Source organism: Parabacteroides massiliensis (genome assembly GCF_900155425.1).
Lineage (GTDB): Bacteria > Bacteroidota > Bacteroidia > Bacteroidales > Tannerellaceae > Parabacteroides > Parabacteroides massiliensis.
The window spans coordinates 1,453,746-1,472,741 of the sequence record NZ_LT700191.1 but is presented as its reverse complement, the minus strand read 5'-3'; the positions used below and the strand labels follow the sequence as shown (position 1 = coordinate 1,472,741).

General features: G+C 43.1%; 17 protein-coding genes. 11 read left to right on the top strand and 6 right to left on the bottom strand.

Features of this window, described 5'->3' with window-relative positions; genetic code table 11:
• Positions 1–115: 115 nt before the first annotated feature.
• Complete coding sequence (locus BQ9893_RS17065; protein WP_075967041.1) at positions 116–1,309, bottom strand: FecR family protein; 1,194 nt, start codon at positions 1,307–1,309, stop codon at positions 116–118.
• A 144-nt stretch (positions 1,310–1,453) separates the two neighbouring features.
• Positions 1,454–1,993, bottom strand: coding sequence for an RNA polymerase sigma-70 factor (locus BQ9893_RS17060; protein ID WP_075967040.1), 540 nt, complete (start codon positions 1,991–1,993; stop codon positions 1,454–1,456).
• 298 nt (positions 1,994–2,291) lie between these two features.
• Between BQ9893_RS17060 and BQ9893_RS17055 the strand changes: the two genes are divergently transcribed.
• The 6 genes from BQ9893_RS17055 to BQ9893_RS17030 all read left to right on the top strand — a co-directional run bounded on the left by BQ9893_RS17055 (position 2,292) and on the right by BQ9893_RS17030 (position 6,019).
• On the top strand, positions 2,292–2,642 hold the full coding sequence (locus tag BQ9893_RS17055; protein WP_075967039.1) for a CidA/LrgA family protein: 351 nt from the start codon (positions 2,292–2,294) through the stop codon (positions 2,640–2,642).
• On the top strand, positions 2,635–3,333 hold the full coding sequence (locus BQ9893_RS17050) for an LrgB family protein (RefSeq protein WP_075967038.1): 699 nt from the start codon (positions 2,635–2,637) through the stop codon (positions 3,331–3,333). Before BQ9893_RS17055 ends, BQ9893_RS17050 begins: the two co-directional genes overlap by 8 nt.
• A gap of 163 nt (positions 3,334–3,496) precedes the next feature.
• Positions 3,497–4,060 (top strand): elongation factor P, encoded by a 564-nt coding sequence (gene efp / locus BQ9893_RS17045; protein ID WP_075967037.1) that lies wholly within the window; start codon positions 3,497–3,499, stop codon positions 4,058–4,060.
• Positions 4,061–4,147: 87 nt separating this feature from the next.
• Positions 4,148–4,828 (top strand): RadC family protein, encoded by a 681-nt coding sequence (gene radC / locus BQ9893_RS17040; RefSeq protein WP_075967036.1) that lies wholly within the window; start codon positions 4,148–4,150, stop codon positions 4,826–4,828.
• Positions 4,829–4,923: 95 nt separating this feature from the next.
• Complete coding sequence (locus BQ9893_RS17035; protein ID WP_075967035.1) at positions 4,924–5,241, top strand: SUF system Fe-S cluster assembly protein; 318 nt, start codon at positions 4,924–4,926, stop codon at positions 5,239–5,241.
• A gap of 4 nt (positions 5,242–5,245) precedes the next feature.
• On the top strand, positions 5,246–6,019 hold the full coding sequence (locus BQ9893_RS17030; RefSeq protein ID WP_075967034.1) for a UDP-2,3-diacylglucosamine diphosphatase: 774 nt from the start codon (positions 5,246–5,248) through the stop codon (positions 6,017–6,019).
• An 87-nt stretch (positions 6,020–6,106) separates the two neighbouring features.
• Here BQ9893_RS17030 and BQ9893_RS17025 read toward each other — a convergent pair whose 3' ends face one another.
• From BQ9893_RS17025 to folP, 4 genes are all read right to left on the bottom strand, one after another.
• Positions 6,107–7,306, bottom strand: a complete 1,200-nt coding sequence (locus BQ9893_RS17025) for an acetate/propionate family kinase (RefSeq protein ID WP_075967033.1) — start codon at positions 7,304–7,306, stop codon at positions 6,107–6,109.
• A gap of 18 nt (positions 7,307–7,324) precedes the next feature.
• Positions 7,325–8,338, bottom strand: a complete 1,014-nt coding sequence (gene pta, locus BQ9893_RS17020) for a phosphate acetyltransferase (protein WP_075967032.1) — start codon at positions 8,336–8,338, stop codon at positions 7,325–7,327.
• Positions 8,339–8,468: 130 nt separating this feature from the next.
• The gene (cdaA, locus tag BQ9893_RS17015) at positions 8,469–9,254 is read right to left on the bottom strand and encodes a diadenylate cyclase CdaA (RefSeq protein ID WP_075967031.1); all 786 of its coding nucleotides are present in this window, start codon (positions 9,252–9,254) and stop codon (positions 8,469–8,471) included.
• A 4-nt stretch (positions 9,255–9,258) separates the two neighbouring features.
• Positions 9,259–10,119 carry a dihydropteroate synthase gene (gene folP, locus BQ9893_RS17010; RefSeq protein WP_075967030.1) on the bottom strand — a complete coding sequence of 287 codons (861 nt, stop codon included), beginning with the start codon at positions 10,117–10,119 and terminating at the stop codon, positions 9,259–9,261.
• Positions 10,120–10,215: 96 nt separating this feature from the next.
• On the opposite strand from folP, the gene BQ9893_RS17005 reads away from it, so the two are divergent.
• From BQ9893_RS17005 to BQ9893_RS16985, 5 genes are all read left to right on the top strand, one after another.
• Positions 10,216–11,502: a UDP-N-acetylmuramoyl-tripeptide--D-alanyl-D-alanine ligase gene (locus tag BQ9893_RS17005; protein WP_075967029.1), complete on the top strand. Its 1,287-nt coding sequence runs from the start codon at positions 10,216–10,218 to the stop codon at positions 11,500–11,502.
• Between the two features lie 437 nt (positions 11,503–11,939).
• Complete coding sequence (locus BQ9893_RS17000) at positions 11,940–12,518, top strand: RNA polymerase sigma-70 factor (protein ID WP_075967028.1); 579 nt, start codon at positions 11,940–11,942, stop codon at positions 12,516–12,518.
• A 94-nt stretch (positions 12,519–12,612) separates the two neighbouring features.
• A complete protein-coding gene (locus tag BQ9893_RS16995) occupies positions 12,613–13,608 on the top strand; it encodes a FecR family protein (protein WP_075967027.1) in 996 nt (331 codons plus the stop codon).
• Positions 13,609–13,762: 154 nt separating this feature from the next.
• Entirely contained in the window at positions 13,763–17,158 is a 3,396-nt protein-coding gene (locus BQ9893_RS16990; RefSeq protein WP_075967026.1) for a TonB-dependent receptor, read from the top strand.
• Between the two features lie 19 nt (positions 17,159–17,177).
• Entirely contained in the window at positions 17,178–18,965 is a 1,788-nt protein-coding gene (locus tag BQ9893_RS16985; RefSeq protein ID WP_075967025.1) for a RagB/SusD family nutrient uptake outer membrane protein, read from the top strand.
• Positions 18,966–18,996 lie beyond the last annotated feature (31 nt).

The window sequence follows — 18,996 nt, the reverse complement described above, 5'->3', positions numbered from 1 at the left end:
TAAATTTGTACATTACAGGTTTAAACTGAGTTATAAAATTTTTTTAGCAAATCTGTTACGGGAGGCAGTATCTGGTACATACTGCCTCCTTACGTGTTTTTTCATGATATTCGGATCATCGCACCTCCCCTCCTTTTTGTTTAACAATAATAATATTCCCTTGATTTTGTTCCAATTGCACGTCTGAAGTAAAACTGATCAACTCCAGCAATTGCTCCAGGCTGATTCTCCGATCTACGACCAAAGAAAAATGCTTATTCTTCAACTGTTCGTTTTGATACCGGACGGAAAAATCATACCAATGCAATAATTTATTAAATATTTCATCTAATGTAGCATTCTTGAAAACATACTCTCCTTTTGTCCAAGAAGTATACAGTTCGGTATCTACGACCTGTATTCCGGATTTGCGGCTGTTCTTGTCATAACAAAACTGTTCGGAAGGAACTATCCGGAATTCTTCGCCTTTATTCGCTTTTACAGCCACAGAACCGCCCACCAAGGTGACACTGGCCGTTTGTTCGGACCGATAGGCCGAGACATTGAAAGAGGTTCCCAAAACCCGGACAGCGACATCGTCCGTCCTGACCACAAACGGACAGTCCGGATTTTTAGCCACATCAAAAAACGCCTCACCTCTCAACCGGACCTCACGCGTTTCTCCTGTAAAGCGGGTCGGATAAGATAATTCCGATTCCGCATTCAACCAGACGTGCGTTCCATCCGCCAATTCCAGCTCGTAAGCATTGCCTTTCGGTATCATCAAATGGTTCCAAGACTGCTTTTCTTCACCCGAAGACGGCTTCTTGTCCGACTCATACGAAAGCTGGCCGACCAGATTATTCCGAATCTTCGTATTCCCCTGCTGAATCGAGAAACTATCTTGCTTCAACGGAATCTGTTCTCCGTTATCCAACAATAAAGTCGGTTGATTTATGTTTTCCAATACATCCGACCCGGCAATCCACTCCCGCTCAGCCGGCCTGTCCATAAAATAAAACCCGACCGTAAACAGGACAGCGACCAAAGCCGCGTAAGACAACCAACGCTTCAAGTCGAACTGTTTCTTCTTCCTCTTCTTGTCCACCGTCTGGCTGCGAACCTTCATCCAAGCCAATCCGACGTCAAACTCCGAATCATCTTGTTTTCCGACAACCTCGAAGCTACGATATAATTTACTCATTTGCTCAAACTCCCGCTTGTTGGCCTCCGAACGAGCAAGCCATTCATTCAACAGGCGATGCTCGTCTCCGGTCGCTTCTCCCGCCAAGACAGACAGCATGATCTCATATATCGTTTCTGACTTCATTTGCAGTGCTTTTTATTATATGACAACAGAGGATTGGGAAATGGGTAGGAAAAAATAAACTTTTTTTGCGGGGGTATTCAAAATTTTGCCTGCATGTAATCTGTTTTCGGCAATGTCGGACATATTCCCGGCAACGTCGAATATTCACACGACAATGTCAAGAGCCTTCGTCATCATAAAAAGCAGAATACATCCCGATAGGCCATTCAGTTCTTCCCGCATGATCCGGAAAGCCTCTCCCAAATGATATTTGACTGTATTGACCGATATTCCGCATATATCGGCAATTTCCTTATATTTCAAACCCTTTATGCATTTAAGAAGGAATATCTGCCTGCATTTAGGCGGCAACTTCCGAAGAGCTTCACGCACTTCTTGTTTATAGGGGAAATCATCATCTTCCTCTATTTGTCCGTCCCACTCTTCCAGGAGCGAGGCTAAAAAACTCTCTTTCGATAATTCGGCTTTATAATAGTTCAAGCAACGGTTATAAACGGAACGATAAGCATAGGGTAGAAAGTTCTCCTTGTTGACTGTCAGGTTTTCTTTTTCCCAAACGGCAATAAAAAAGTTTTGGACAATGTCTTCTACTAATTGTTTATCCGGCAAATAACGGGATGCATAGCGACACAGGTCCGCATAATACATCCGAAATAATTGCTCAAAAAGCAGTTCATCGACCATTTTCCCATTCAGTTTTTCAATCTACAAGATAACTTATGGCAACAAATATAGGAATAATTTTCATGTATCGGTCAAATATGCCCACTGTTCTCAGGCAAGCCGTTACGCGGGCAATGCGAAAGCACCGAACCGTTGGACAGCCGGCCAATCCGGTCTGGACACGCCCCTCCGTCCTGTTCCATGCACAACCGAGAATTACTCAGAATTTGTTAAAATCGAATTTAAAAATATATGTTGTAGAACATAATTTCAACAAAGGTATTATCTTTGCAGCGGTTATCTAAAAAACAGCAAGAATATGCTAATAGAAGCATTTTACATTCTCTTCTTCTACTTTACAGGGGAGTTTATCAGCTACTTTATCGACGGGTTCATCCCGGGTAGCGTAATCGGAATGGTGTTGTTATTTCTGGCACTGGCATTCAAGGTCGTCAAGCCGAACAAAGTGAAGAAGCTCTCCACGCTTCTGACCGAAAACATGGGGCTTTTTTTCTTGCCGGCAGGTGTGGGGTTGATGAATTCGCTCGGCATCATCTCACAGTATTGGGTTGTGATCGTAACAGCCTCCGTGGTCAGTACCATACTCGTAATTGCCAGCGTGGCACTCGTCCAGCAAAAATTAGGAAAGGAGACGGACAGAAATGAATAACCTGGCACAATCGGAAGTATTCTCGCTGACTTTGGTGGTCGGTACTTATCTGGCGTCTTTGGCTCTGTACAAAAAGACACGTATCTGCCTGCTGCACCCGCTTATCACCTCCATCTTCGTCATTATCCTTGTTTTGAAAGCGATGGATATCGAATACGAATCGTTCCAGAAAGGCAGCCACCTGATTCATTTCCTTCTGGGGCCGTCGGTCGTGGCGCTGGGGTATGTGCTGTATGAACAGATCCAATACCTGAAGGGAAATGTGGTTTCTATCCTGACATCTGTCTTTGTCGGGGCGATTGTCGGGATCATCAGCGTCATAGCAATCGGCGAGTTGATGGGGGCAGACGCTGCGTTGGTCGCCACGCTCGAACCGAAGTCGGTCACGACGCCGATTGCGATGGGCATTGCCGAGAAGTCCGGCGGCATTCCTTCCCTGACGGCCGTCATAGTAGTTGCGGTCGGAATATTCGGCAGTATCGTCGGGCCGTTCGTAATGAAAGTGTTAGGCATCGAAAGCCGTATAGCCAAAGGATTGGCGTTGGGTGCTTCTTCGCATGGGGTAGGCACTTCCGTCGCGATCCAGATCGGTGCGGTGGAAGGAGCTTTGAGTGGACTGGCCATCGGCTTGATGGGAATCATGACGGCAATCCTCGTTCCGGTTATCAGCTTTATTATTTCACTTTTCTAACTTCCCTCCCATCCCGGACATGAGCCGGGATATCAAACTGATTTGCAACCTATTTCCAAATAAAAAATGCAAAAGTTTATTGCTACTTTAAGAGGAAAACACTACTTTTGCACCCAAAATCCATCGCGAGATAAATTAACAATATAATATAAAGCACATTAGTATGATTAATTCACAGGACATCAAGAAAGGAACATGTATCCGTCTGGACGGTAAACTCTATTTCTGCGTCGATTTTCTTCACGTAAAACCGGGAAAAGGTAACACGATTATGCGTACAACTTTGAAAGACGTTGTAAAAGGCGGTCTGATCGAACGTCGTTTCAATATCGGTGAAAAGTTGGAAGACGTACGCGTAGAACGTCGCCCGTATCAATATACTTATCAGGAAGGCGAACACTATCACTTCATGAACCAGGAAACTTTCGACGATGTCATCATCGACAAAGACCTGATCAACGGTGTAGACTTCATGATCGAAGGCCAGATAGTAGACGTTGTTTCAGACGCATCAACCGAAACAGTCCTGTTTGCAGATATGCCTGTAAAAGTACAGTTGAAAGTAACTTATACGGAACCGGGTATCAAAGGTGATACAGCAACCAACACGCTGAAACCTGCAACAGTGGAATCAGGAGCCGAAGTACGCGTCCCGTTGTTCATTGAAGAAGGTGAAGTTATCGAAATCAATACACAGGACGGTTCTTATGTAGGACGTATCCGGTAAAATTTATGATTTATGATTTATGATTTATACGCGTAGACAAGATAAATCATAAATCATAAATCTAAAATCATCCAAACCTTTCTTGCTATGAAAATAAAAGAATGGGCAGAAGAAGACCGCCCGCGCGAAAAAATGCTATTAAAAGGTATTGCTTCCCTTAGCGATGCCGAACTGCTTGCCATCCTGATCGGTTCCGGCAACAGCCAGGAAACCGCAGTCCAATTATCACAACGTATTTTAGGTTCGGTCGACAACAACCTGAATGCCTTAGGCAAATTATCCGTCAAAGAGCTGAAGTCGAAGTTCAAAGGTATCGGTCAAGTCAAAGCGACCATAATCAATGCAGCCCTCGAACTGGGAAAACGGCGCGCTGGCAGCGATCCGATTCAACGGCCGGCAATCCGGGCCAGCAAAGACGCTTACCAGCTCTTCCATCCCCTGCTCTGCGATCTTCCTCACGAAGAATTATGGATCGCCCTTACGAACCGTTCGTCCTTGGTAATCGAAAAGCTCAAGATAAGCCAAGGCGGGACAAACGAAACATCCGCCGACCTCCGCATCATCCTGAAAGCGGCGATCAATGCTCTTGCGGCAGGCATCATCGTCTGCCACAACCATCCTTCGGGCTGTTCTCATCCCAGCCGGCAGGACGACCTACTGACACAACGCCTCCGAGACGCCGCCCGCCTGATCGAAGTACAGCTGTTAGACCACATTGTCCTGTCCGACGGCAACTATTACAGCTATTCGGACGAAGGGAAGCTCTGAACAAGAGTAACCTGTCGGTTGTTCTGTTATTAATTGTCAATTATCAATTGTCAATTGTCAATTAATTTGTACGTTTGCATTCAAATTAAAGAAAGATGAACAACGAATTCCTCCAAACAGAAGAAGCGATTGTCGCCATGCTTAAAACCGTATACGACCCGGAAATCCCGGTCAACGTCTACGATCTGGGTTTGATCTATAATATAGAGGTGGACGATGAGAAGAATGTTCGTATCGATATGACCCTCACCGCCCCCAATTGCCCCGCCGCAGATTTCATCCTGGAAGACGTCCGCATGAAAGTGGAATCAATCGAAGGCGTGAACAACGTGGAAGTAAACCTCGTGTTCGAGCCGGAATGGGACAAGGAGATGATGTCCGAAGAAGCCAAACTTGAATTAGGTTTTTTATAGAAACATGAATTCCCCTCGAAAGAAAATATATTTTGCGTCGGACGCCCACCTGGGCGCCCGTTTCCATAAAGACCCGCTCGCCGTCGAGAAGAGGCTGGTACGCTGGCTGGACAGCATCAAGGACGAAGCGATGGCGATTTATTTCCTGGGGGATATGTTCGACTATTGGTATGAGTATAAATATGTCGTGCCGAAAGGTTTCGTCCGCTTCCTCGGCAAACTGGCGGAACTATCCGACAATAGGGTGGAAATCCATATCTTTATCGGCAACCACGACATCTGGATGTTCGACTACCTGCCGCAGGAGATCGGTGCGGTCATACACCGGGACGTGCTCACCACAGACCTTTTAGGCAAACGGTTTTTCCTCGGGCACGGCGACGAGGTGGACTATCGCAGCAAGGCGTTCCGTTTCCTCCGCGCCCTTTTCCGCAATAAATTCTGCCAATGGCTGTATGCCGGCATCCATCCCCGGTGGACGTTCGGATTCGCTCTCGGATGGTCGCTCAGCAGCCGCAAAAGCGGGCTGAAAGAACATAAAAGGGATGCAGCCGAATACCAGGGAGAGGACCATGAATATATGGTCCAATTCGCAAAAGATTACCTCAAGACACACCCGGATATCAACTTCTTTATCTTCGGGCACCGCCATATCATGCTCGACCTGATGCTTTCACGTACCGCACGGCTCCTGATCGCGGGCGACTGGATGCAATATTTCTCCTACATCGTCTGGGACGGGGAAACACTGTATATGGAGCAGTTCGAGACAGAATAAAAAAAGACCGCCCCAACCGGTGTCGGGGCAGTCTAAACACTAATCCTAATGTTTTGTAAGCTGTGAGGATTAGAATAATTATTACTATTATTTACCTAATATATCCATCGTATCGGAAGCGATCATATATTCTTCGTCTGTCGGAACCACGATGATCGTTACCTTGCTGTCCGGTGTGCTGATGACCATTTCTTCTCCACGCATACCTTCGTTCTTCTTAACGTCGATCTTCATGCCCATGTATTCCATGTCTTCACAAACGACACGACGTGTTGTCCACTGGTTTTCACCGACACCTCCGGTCCATACCAGAATATCGCAACCGCCCATGGCAGCAGCGTAAGCACCGATATATTTCTTGATGCGGTAGTTATAAACATCCAAAACCATCTTCGCACGTTCATTGCCTGCCTCTACGGCAACTTCCAGATCACGCATGTCGGACGAACCGCCTACCAAACCGGCAACCCCGCTCTTCTTGTTGATCAAGTCAGACAAGCCGTGGCCGTCCAGTCCTTCTTTCTCCATGATAAAGGAAAGAGCTCCGGCGTCTACGTCACCGCAACGGGTACCCATCAGCAAGCCTTCGACCGGAGTCAGGCCCATAGAAGTATCGACACATTTGCCATGATCTACGGCAGCGATAGAACCGCCGTTACCTACGTGGGCTGTAATGATCTTCTGTTCTTCGTAAGGAACACCCAAGATTTCACAAGCGCGACGGGAAACATAGCGGTGGCTCGTTCCGTGGAAACCGTAGCGGCGCACACCGTATTTCGTATACATCTCATACGGCAAACCGTACATATAAGCCTTAGCCGGCATTGTCTGGTGGAAAGCCGTGTCGAACACAGCCACCTGGGGAATACCCGGAATCAACGCTTCCATCGCATCGATACCCTTCAGGTTAGCCGGGTTATGCAGCGGAGCCAGATCAGAACATTCGATCACCTTGTTGATCACATCCCGGTCGATCTTCACGCTGGATGCAAACTTTTCACCTCCGTGTACCACGCGGTGGCCGACAGCGTCGATTTCGTTATAATCCTTGATGCAACCGTATGTCTTGTCGGTCAGGATGCTCAGGATGAATTCGATACCTTCTTTGTGGCCGGGGATGTCTTTTTCCAGGATAACTTTCTTACCGTCCTTGTCTGTCAGCTTCAGGAATGCACCCGGCAGACTGATCTTTTCGATACCACCCTGTGCCATCACTTTGCCGGATGTCATATCGAACAATTTATATTTAATCGAACTGCTACCGCAGTTTAATACCAATACTTTCATGATTTAATGATTTATGAATTACTTATTTGCTTTTAAGCCGATCGACTGGTTACATGCAATCGCAACCATTTTGTAGACATCGTCAACGGAACAACCGCGAGACAAGTCGTTAACCGGAGCAGCCATACCCTGCAGGATAGGACCTACAGCTTCTGCACCTCCTAAACGCTGAACCAGCTTATAAGCGATATTTCCTACTTCCAGAGTCGGGAATACCAAAACATTTGCCTGTCCGGCCACATCGCTGCCCGGAGCTTTCAATGAAGCGACTTTTTCAACCAAAGCGGCGTCAGCCTGCAATTCTCCGTCAATCTTCAGATCGGGAGCCATTTCTTTTGCCAGACGGGTAGCTTCGACAACCTTGTCGACCATCTCGTGAGAGGCACTTCCTTTCGTGGAGAAACTCAACATGCCGACACGTGGTTCCATGCCTACGATATCACGAGCCGTTGCAGCCGTAGCGATCGCGATGCTTGCCAGTTCGGGTGCAGTCGGATTCGGCATTACGGCACAGTCGGCAAATACCAGAATTCCGTCTTTACCATACTGGGGAGTCTTTGTGAACATCAGGAACGCACCAGAGACGCAGCTCATGCCCGGAGCAGTCTTGATAATCTGCAAAGCGGGACGCAACACGTTACCGGTCGTGTTCTGTGCACCGGCGATTTCACCGTCGGCATCACCGGATTTAATCATCAGGCAGGCAAGAAACAAAGGATCTTCTACTAAAACAGCAGCCTTTTCGGGTGTCATACCCTTTTTCTGGCGCAACTGGAAAAGCAGGTCTGCGTAAGCGGCTTTCTTTTCGTGATTCTTAGGATCGATAATAGTAGTTTGTCCAATGTGGTTCAACCCGTACTGGGCAGCCAGGCTGTTGATTTCAGCAGGATTACCAATCAGGATAATGTCTGCAACTTCGTCGGCCACTAAACGGTCGGCAGCTTTCAATGTTCTTTCTTCTGTTCCTTCAGGAAGAACGATACGCTGTTTGTTTGCTTTAGCGCGTGCAATAATCTCTTGCATTAAGTCCATAGCGGAAGATCTTTTTATTATATTGTTAGTTAGATATCACGATTATCGGGTACAAAAGTAGGCAAAATGCAATATAGAGTTTGCAAAATCAAGGAAAGATTTACATGCGGACCTGTCAGTTTCAGAACATTTAACAATAATTTATTACCTCTTTCTCTCCTGACAGAATTTGTTGCAAATCCTCTGCCGTAACGTTCACTTCTATTTTACCATTATGGGCAACCGATATTTTCCCGCGTTCTTCCGAAACAATGATTACCAACGCATCTGTTTCGAGCGACATCCCCAAGCCGGAACGATGGCGCAATCCCATATCTTTCGGCAGATTGGCGTTCTGGGCAACCGGAAGAATGCAGCCGGCAGCCTTGATGCGATTGTCCGCGATAATCATGGCTCCATCATGCAGAGGGCTGTTTTTGAAAAAGATATTCTCGATCAGACGGGCATTGACATCGGCGTTGAACATCTCACCGGTATGCTCATAAACGGTCAAATCGACATCTTGCTGGATACAGATCAGCGCTCCTGTCTTTTTCTTTGCCATATTCATGCAGGCCAGGACAACCGGGGCAATGAACTTGCCCTCGTTCTCCTTGTCGTGGTTCTTTTTCGAAAATATCTTTCCCAGAAACTTCCATCCTCTGTGCGAACCGAGCGCCACTAAAAAACGGCGTATCTCATCCTGAAACAAAATCACCAACACAAGGAAGCCGACACTGATGAACTTGTCGAGTATCGCTCCCATCAGGCGCATCTCCAACACTTGGGAGACCAGGATCCAGACAATTATAAACGAAACGACTCCACTAAAAATGGCCAGCGTACCGGAATTCTTCATCAGCTTATATGTCTGGTACAAGAAGAAGGCCACCAATAAGACATCAATCAGGTCTTTTATTCCGAAATTCATCCACATAATATTAACAGTTGAAAGTTGAAAGTTGAAAGTTGAAAGTTTTCGAAACGAGTTTGACTGCTTCTACGGCAGCCTTGACATCATGGACACGTAAAATATCTGCACCGTTCAGCAGGGCAATGGTATTCAAAACTGTGGTTCCGTTCAGGCTGTCGGCAGGTGTTCCACCGAGATATTTATAAATCATGCTCTTGCGGGAGATACCGACAAGCAGGGGCAAACCGAATTCCTTAAACTCACTCAGATGTCCCATTAACGTATAATTCTGATCCACCGTCTTACTGAAACCGAAGCCGGGATCCAGTATGATATCGTTCACACCCAACAAACGGAGCTGGCGGACTTTTCCGGCGAAATAGAGCATGATCTCCTCCATCATATCCGCATAATCGGTATGTTGCTGCATCGTTTGGGGAGTTCCGCGCATATGCATCATGATATAAGGCACATGCAAACGGGCGACCGTCCCGAACATATCGGCATCCAGCTCTCCTCCCGAAATATCGTTGATTATCGCCACCCCATATTCTTCGACGCAACGACGGGCCACGTCTGCCCGGAACGTATCGACAGACAAAGTCGCATCCGGATAATGCGCATTCAGTATCTTCAAGGCAAAAGCCAGACGTCTCATCTCCTCTTCCGGTGAGACTTCGGCGGCATCGGGACGGGAAGAATAACCTCCGAGGTCGATGATCTGCCCTCCCTCGGATAAAATAGCCTGTATGCGTTCTTCAATAGCAGCCTCTGTCTGTTTCCGGCTGTCGGCATAAAAAGAATCGGGAGTGACATTCAGAATACCCATCACCAGCGGAGTATCGAGCGAGGTAAGTGTTCCTCTAATATTGAGCGTTTTATGTAACATCTTTATTTTTTCTTTCCGGCAAAGATAAAGGTAAATACATTAAATCACTACATTTGCGCGAAATAACTCGCATAGAAATTATAAAGGAAAAAGACAATGACTATACCTGAACTATATGAATTGTTTATACACAATCCGAAAATAACGACCGACAGCCGTAATTGTCCCCGCGGTTCTATCTTTTTTGCATTGAAAGGGGATAAATTCGATGGTAACCAATATGCAGAAAAAGCATTGGCTTCCGGTTGCGTATATGCCGTAATCGATAATCCGGATTATTTTATCGAAGGACGTACGATCCTTGTGGACAACACACTGACAACCTTACAACAATTGGCGCACCGCCACCGTAAAGTGATCGGCTGCCCGATTATCGGTATCACCGGGACAAACGGCAAGACAACGACAAAAGAGCTGTTGGCCTCCGTCCTGTCAACCAAATACAACCTCCTCTACACCGAAGGCAATCTGAACAACCATATCGGCGTTCCCCTCACCTTGCTCCGCCTGACGCACGACCACGAAATGGCCGTGATCGAAATGGGAGCCAGCCATCCGGGCGATATCAAAGAGCTGGTCGATATCGTACACCCGAACTACGGAATTATCACCAACGTCGGACGCGCCCATCTGGAAGGTTTCGGTTCTTTCGAGGGCGTGATCAAAACAAAAGGCGAACTATACGACTATATACGCCACACGAAAGGCAAGATTTTCATCAATCAGGACAACAAGTTCCTGAAAGATATCGCCAAGGGAATCGAGCAGGTCACATACGGCTCCGACGAAACGGCTTTTGCCTGGGGATGTGTAGTCAGCAGCAATCCTTACCTGACTTTCGAATGGAAACAACAGGGCAAGATCCACACGGTGGAAACCCACCTGATCGGCAGCTACAACCTGGACAATGCCTTGGCAGCCGTTGCCGTCGGCCGTTTCTTCAAGATTCCGGCAGAACGTATCAGCCGTGCCATTGCCGCTTACGAACCGACCAACAATCGTTCACAGCTGAAAAAGACTGAGAACAACGAATTGATCATCGATGCCTACAACGCAAATCCGAGCAGCATGAAAGTCGCCCTGGATAATTTTGCCACAATGCCTGTCTCGCCCAAAGCCCTTATCTTAGGTGACATGCGCGAATTAGGCCCAACGAGCGACGAACTCCATGCCGAAGTCATTGCCCTCATCAAGGAAGGCAACTACGACAAAGTATTCCTATGCGGCGAACACTTCCAAAAAGCCGCCGGAAAAGACTTCGTCACATATCCCACAACAGAACAACTGATCGAAGCCCTGCGCAAAAATCCCCTGAAAGGATATCATGTGCTGATAAAAGGCTCGCATGGGATGGCTCTGGAAAGGACAGTTGATGTCTTATAAAACAACATACAACAAGACAACCGACTCCTGACTGTATTTGGCAAATCAACTCTTGTCATCAATACAGCCATATATAAACGTATCCGCTCAAAAATCGCCCGGCATTTATTTCCGGGCGATTTTTCCTGGTTACCATTGATCAGGCAATAACTTTCTGCCGGCCACCATACGGTCGAATTTCATTCTTATTCCTATCATCTTCATGACCAACAATATATAGTTCTGGCATCATCACCCAGACATAGACTTTTGATTGAGCCTTTCACACAATACAATCCTATTTAATTATCTGTAATTCATTGGATTATCCAATTATTCATCGAGATATTATTCAAAATAAGAGGATAAATATTATATTTGCCACGTTAAAAAGAGATTAGAATACCCAAAAGAACTCAAAAATTAATATCATTAATACAATTACTGAATGGATAGTCATGAATATAAACCATATAAATGAAGAGATCATAAAACAAATCAGAAATGGTTCTGAAAAGGCTTTTGCTAAGTTATATAGTCATTATTATAGTTACCTGAATGCAATCGCCCTATATTACTTATTGGACAAACAACTTTGTTCTGAAATTGTTGATGATGTTTTCATAAACGTCTGGTTAAAAAAAGAAACCTTAGTATATCCAATCCATTATTATTTAGTCCGTTCCGTACAGAATGGATGCCTCAATTATATTCGTTCACAGAGAAACCAACAGAACTTGTTGGATATTCACAAAGATCAGTTGCTGGCTTATTTAGAATCTTATATTCAATCGACTCCCCTCCCGTTACAGTATGTAGAAATGCGACAGACAGAAGATGAAATACGCTCGGCTGTGGACCAATTACCTCTAAAATGCAAGAAAGTTTTTGAAGAATATTTTTATGCAGGAAAAACCATCGACGTAATTGCTGAAGAAATGGAACTGACTGTTAGCACAGTACGTGTACAGCTCAAAAATGCGACTGATCGCTTGAAACAAGCCCTTAAACATCTTCTCCTCTTTCTTATTTACTAAATATTTATTCCTGAATATAAAAAAAAGCAATCTCATCTAAATGTTTTTCACTTGGGATGTGTATTAATTATAAACAGACAGAAAATATAGCAATATGCAAGATAAAAATATACTATTTGAAGAATTAATGGATAAATATATATCAGGTTCAATAACAGATGAAGAAAAAACCTCTTTGTTTGCTTTAATAGAAGAATCTGATTTATACCGAAAACAATACCATGAAATGGTCAAGCTGTATGTTTTGCTCCATATCCCGACTTTTGAATCTCAGAAAAAGGCCGGTTATATTCTTCTAAAAGAAAAATTGCATTTGACTACCGAAAGAACTCTCCACAGTAAATGGTTCATTTATGCTCGAAACATTGCAGCCATCCTTTTATTAATGATAACCGTATCCGTTGGTTCGATTTTTACATATAATGAGTTAGATGAATCAGATGACCTGTTATATAATGAGACAACGGTTCCTTTGGGTTCACAAACAAAAGTTCTTTTACCTGATGGCTCCGTAGTGGTCCTTAACTCCGGTTCCATGTTAAAGTATCCATTATCTTATGGGAAAAAAGAGCGAAATGTATATTTAGTTGGAGAAGGATATTTTGATGTGGCAAAAGATAAAGAAAAAATATTTCAGGTATATGCCGGAGATATAACAGTAAAAGTTACAGGCACTGAATTTAATCTCCGTTGCTATCAGGAAGATCAATCGACAGAAGTTACCCTGATCAATGGAGGGGTTGATGTCTTTGCCAACAATAAGTATGTTCGTTTGAAACCGGATGAAAAAGCTATTTATAACCGCAACACCGGAAACTTATACAGCGAAACTGTCGAATCCTACAAATCAGCATTGTGGACAACGGGTAGATTGAGTTTTGTAAATGCATCTTTCCTGGATATATTGAAAGATATAGAACGGAAATACAATATCAAAATACATGTGGATAGCCCTAATGTGACGAATGAATATTTTACAGGAAGTATCGATCTGAATATGTCGCTTCAGGATGTGTTTAACTTTATCGATGTGGACAAGAAGTATCGTTTTGAACAGAGTGGAGGCGTCATCACCTTAAAAGATAAATGAAACTGTGAGTGATATAATAATGTTTAACTTTAAAATAAAACTTATGGGAAGAACAGGATAAAAAAAGAATCGGAGATGGTTGGCACTTCTCTCCGATTCATTAGATGATTTTTTGAATTAATTAGTTACTAACTAACAAAATCGTTACAAAAGTATGAAAATAAAGTATTTTTCAATCAAACAATTGAGCTTATTTTTGGCGATGAGTGTAATCTCTGCATCCATGTATGCAAATACTGTATTACAAAGTATAAAAATTACAGTACATCACCAAAATGTACCTATCAGTAAAGTACTGGATGATATAGAACGACAAACCGGATATTCGATCTTAGTCCGTAATAATGATATAAATATCAAACAAACTGTTACGGTCAACGCGACAGACAAAACTCTTAACCAGGTCTTGGCTTCCGTTTTTGAAGGTATGGAAGTGAAATATGATATTGAAAATAAAACAATCTCTATTTATAAACCGAAAGAGACCTCTCATATCACAACAGCAGTCGATCAAAATAAAAAAATCGTCACCGGTTCTATCCATGATCCGAATGGTGAACCAGTGATTGGTGCTAACATTTTAGAAAAAGGTACCAAGGATAATGGTACAATTTCAGATATCAACGGCAATTTTTCTTTAAGTGTAGATGATAATGCGACATTATTGATATCATATGTGGGTTTTAAAAATCTAGAAGTCCCGGTAATAAGGGGAAAAACATTCAATATTACATTAGCAAATGATTCAGAATTGCTGGATGAAGTAGTTGTTGTCGGTTATATGACACAAAAAAAGGGGCTGGTTACAGGAGCCGTATCATCCATGAAAGTGGAAGAAAATGTAAAAGCACTTCCCACAACATCCGCCGGAAACATTTTGGTTGGTAAATTAGCTGGAGTAAATGTGAGTACACCGAGTGCTCTTCCTGGAACAGCACCTAATATTTCTATTCGTACAGGTGCATCTTGGAACGCAGAGAATGTCACTTATGTGATTGATGGGGTTGTTCGTGGCAGTGGAGATTTTAATAATTTGAGCCCGAATGAAATCGAGGATGTTTCCGTATTAAAGGATGCTGCCTCTGCTGCTATTTATGGCTCGCGTTCTGCTGGAGGTGTAATAGTTGTTACCACAAAAAAAGGTAATCGGGGAAAACCGACATTCAATTATTCATATGGCTTTAGCACGGATTCCCGTACTAAAAATTCAGAATTGACAAGTGCTGTTCAGGCAGGTGAAATGTACACACGCATCAATGGTTCTGCTGATCCTGCGGGTTGGGCTTGGTCACAAGAGGAAATTGACCATTTCAAAACGATAAATGGAGGTTGGGGATATGACCAGCTGGAAACAGTATGGAGAAATCCGACAACCCAAACACATAACTTGAGTGTAAATGGCGGTAGTGATCGGGTTCGTTATTTCGGAGCTGCTTCTTATGTGAAACAAAAGGGTTTCTTAAAACCGTTGACGTATGATAAATATAACATTCGTATGAATGTTACTGCCGATATCACAAAAGACTTAGAGGTCTTTGCAGGTTTGGCTATTTACAACAACTTCACAGGAAATGCGGTTTTTGAAAATGCAGCTTCTAATTACAGCAAACTGAGAGTCTGGCAACCGGATCAACCGGTTTATACGGATAACGGACAGTATATTGATTATGGCTGGATAGCCAATATGGGAGCAGCTGTTGATGGAAAAGGAGGTTATAACAAATCACAGATGTTGAAACCTCAAGCAGTTATCAGTGCGACTTACAAAATGCCATTCTTGAAAGGTCTAAGCGCAAAAGTTTCCTATAGCAAAAGTTGGACGAATGATGTCAATAAGAAGTTTTATATCAATTATGATTTGATGACCATGAAAAAAAGTGGCACGAATAATCGTATTATATCTACAAATGATAATGATATCATCAGTACAAGAAAATCGACATGGGTTGGTAAGGATTATATTGAGCGTAAATCAAGTTGGAGCGATGACAAACAATTAAACTTCCAGTTGAATTACGAAAATGTATTCAAAGGAAAACATCGTGTATCGGCAGTATTCGTAACAGAATGGTATGAAGGTGGTGGTGCAGGTGTCACAGGTGGACGTGAAACTTTTCCTGTATATACAACAGATCAGTTTTGGGCAGCAAGCAGCTCCCGTACAGACACATGGGGGAATGGTGACACCGACTGGATAAATGGCCGTCTGTCTTATATCGGACAGTTCAGTTATTCATATGCAGATAAGTATTTGGCAACTTTCTCTTTTCGTGAAGACGGTTCGATGAACTTTGCACCAGAACAACGTTGGGGATTCTTCCCGGCTGGATCTCTTGGTTGGATTATTTCAGAAGAAGATTTCTTTAATAGAAGTACTATTCAGTTTTTAAAAATACGTGGTTCTGTCGGTTTGACCGGTAATGACTCCGTTGGCGGATGGCAGTGGCAAGAATCTTATAACTCAGGCAGTTCTGCCTATTTTGGTAAAAATCCTGTAAAATCGGTTGGTATAACTTATGGAAGTGTGGTCAACCCGAATCTGACTTGGGAAAAATCATTGAGTTACAATATTGGCGTAGACATGAATTTCTTGAACCATTGGAATCTCTCAACTGACTACTGGTTCCGCAATTCTTATGACATTTTGGGTAGCCGTACTAATACATTGCCATCGACATTTAGTTTATCCATGCCGGCAGAAAACTATGGAGAAGTCCATGCACAAGGTATCGATTTCCAATTAGGTTATCGCGGGCAAACTCGAGATTTCTCTTATTTTGCAAACCTGACGATGTCGTATGGATGGAACAAAGTGATAAAAAAAGATCATGCAGAAAACGCACAATGGATCGATATCGCAGAAGGTAAATCGACTTCTTATATTACTGGTTGGGAATTTGATAAAATCATCCGTACCCAAGAAGAGCTGGACGCTTTTAATGCAGCCAACCCTAATTACAAACACAACGGATTGTCTCCTGAATTGGGTATGATGGTATTTAAAGATATAAGTGGACCTGATGGTATTCCCGATGGTGTAATAAACGATTGGGACCGTGTAATATTAAAAAATAAAAATTTCCCTGTCATTTATGGTTTGAATCTTGGTGGTGGCTGGAAAGGTCTAAATATTGACATGATGTTCTCTGGAAGATTAGGTGAAAAGAAATGGATGTCTGATCTGGCCGGTGGTGTAGAATGGAACCGCATGTGGAACCAATGGTATTACGATAGTTGGACACCGGAAACACCCAATGCGACATTACCCAAACGTATCAGCAACAACAACTCGAAAACGTATCAGACAAATTCCAGCTATTGGCTGAAAGATGCAAGTTTTATGCGTCTGAAATATCTGACGGTAAGCTATGATTTACCTCAAAGACAGTTCTATAATAAGGTCTTTGATAATGTCCGTTTATTTATTACTGGAACAAATTTATTCGTATTAAGTAGCTTTAATAAGAACTATTATGATCCGGAAATAGGAAATGGAAATGCTTTCCCGATTTTACGGTCTTGGAACTTTGGGGTTGATGTGAAATTCTAACTAAAAAGCTTTGTTAAGTATGAAACGAAAAAATATTATATACAGTTTAGCACTCATTATCTTATGCAGTTGCAGCTTGGACTATGAAAATTCAGGCGCGATCACTCCAGACAATGTCTGGAAAGATAAAACAATGATCAGTTCATTCCTGACCGATATTTACGGCAGAATGTTACCGGGATGGCCTGTTAATGCCAACAATACGGATGAGGGTATGAATGGCCCTACTAATATGAGTGAATATGTTAGAGGGCAAATCACAATCGACAATTGTGGACAAAAGTTGGATTATGGGAACATAGATCGTATAAACTTCTTTTTGGATCAACTGGAAACAGTGACGGTTTTAACTGATGAAGAAAAGAAAACATTAAGAGGCCAGGCTCTTTTCTGGAGAGCATGGGACTATTGGGGAAAAATCTTTTCTGTGGGAGGTGTCCCGTTAATTCTTCATTTTCAAGATGTAACTGATGTTGCATCTTTGTTTGTCACCCGAAACAGTACCTCCGAATGTGTAGAACAGATCATGAAAGATTTGGATGAAGCAATCGCCTCTCTCCCTGATACGTGGGAAGGAAAAGATTATGGGCGTATTGACAAAGGTTGTGCTATGGCATTCAAAGGCCGCATATTATTGCAATATGCCAGTCCACTGTTTAATCCAAACAACGATCAGTCCCGTTGGGAGATTGCCTATAATGCCAATAAAACGGCTGTAGATTTTTTACAAAATGCTGGCAAAGGTTTATATGAAGGAAATTTTGCAGATATTTGGTATGATGAACAAAATCGTGAGGTCGTTATGGTGAATCAATATATTTACCCTGATCACAAACTCGATCAAAAAAACATTCGCCCTGAGCCGTTGACAAAAGACGCAGCCAATGATAACCAAGCAATATTTCCGCTTCTGATGGCATTTCCGAAAGCTGATGGCTCCAAACTGGAATTGGATGTAAATCGTTTAGCAAATGATCCTGCTTACAATGAGCAATTTATGACTGACTTCTATATGAATCGTGATCCTCGTTTCTATGCGACAATATTCTGTCCAGGAACAAGTTATCCATGTAACGATGTATTAACTGACAATATGAAGTATTGGAATGCATGGAAACTAATGGCAGATGAAGGAGCGTCAACAGGTTATAAATATGTGTCTTTGATACAAGATCAGTTAAATAAAGGCATTGGCGGTAATTCTTCTGGTTATTATCAGAAAAAGGGGTTGGATCCTGACTTGACCCAAGCTACCGTATATGATGCAGACATCGACTGGATTGAAATTCGTTTTGCAGAAGTTTTAATGAACTATGGTGAGTGTGCGAATGAATTAGGCAAAAGCAATGAAGCCCTACAAGTACTATATGATATTCGTAAACGTGCCGGTATTGAATCTGGGACAGGAAACTATGGGATTACTGCAACATCTCAAAGCGATATTCGTGAAGCCTATATTAATGAACGTTTCATAGAATTTGCCTATGAAGGCAAACGTTGGGCAGATTTACGCCGTTGGAAACGATATGACATCCTGAATAACCTTAAATACCGTGCCAGCTTATACCCAGTCATAAAAGATCAGAGTAATATAGCAAGTTTCGATTGGACCAAGGATATGTATGATCCGGAAATTCGTAAATTGTTCCGCTTCGAATATGTAGAATGTGTTGATATGGATAAACAATACATGTTCAACCTTGATTTGGATCATTGGTTCTATTCTATCCATAAAGAAGTCATTGATCGTAACTCCAAGATTGAGCAAAATGTAGAATGGGGCGGTACATTTGATCCATTGAAATAACAATCATAATTAATTGATTGAAAATCTGTAG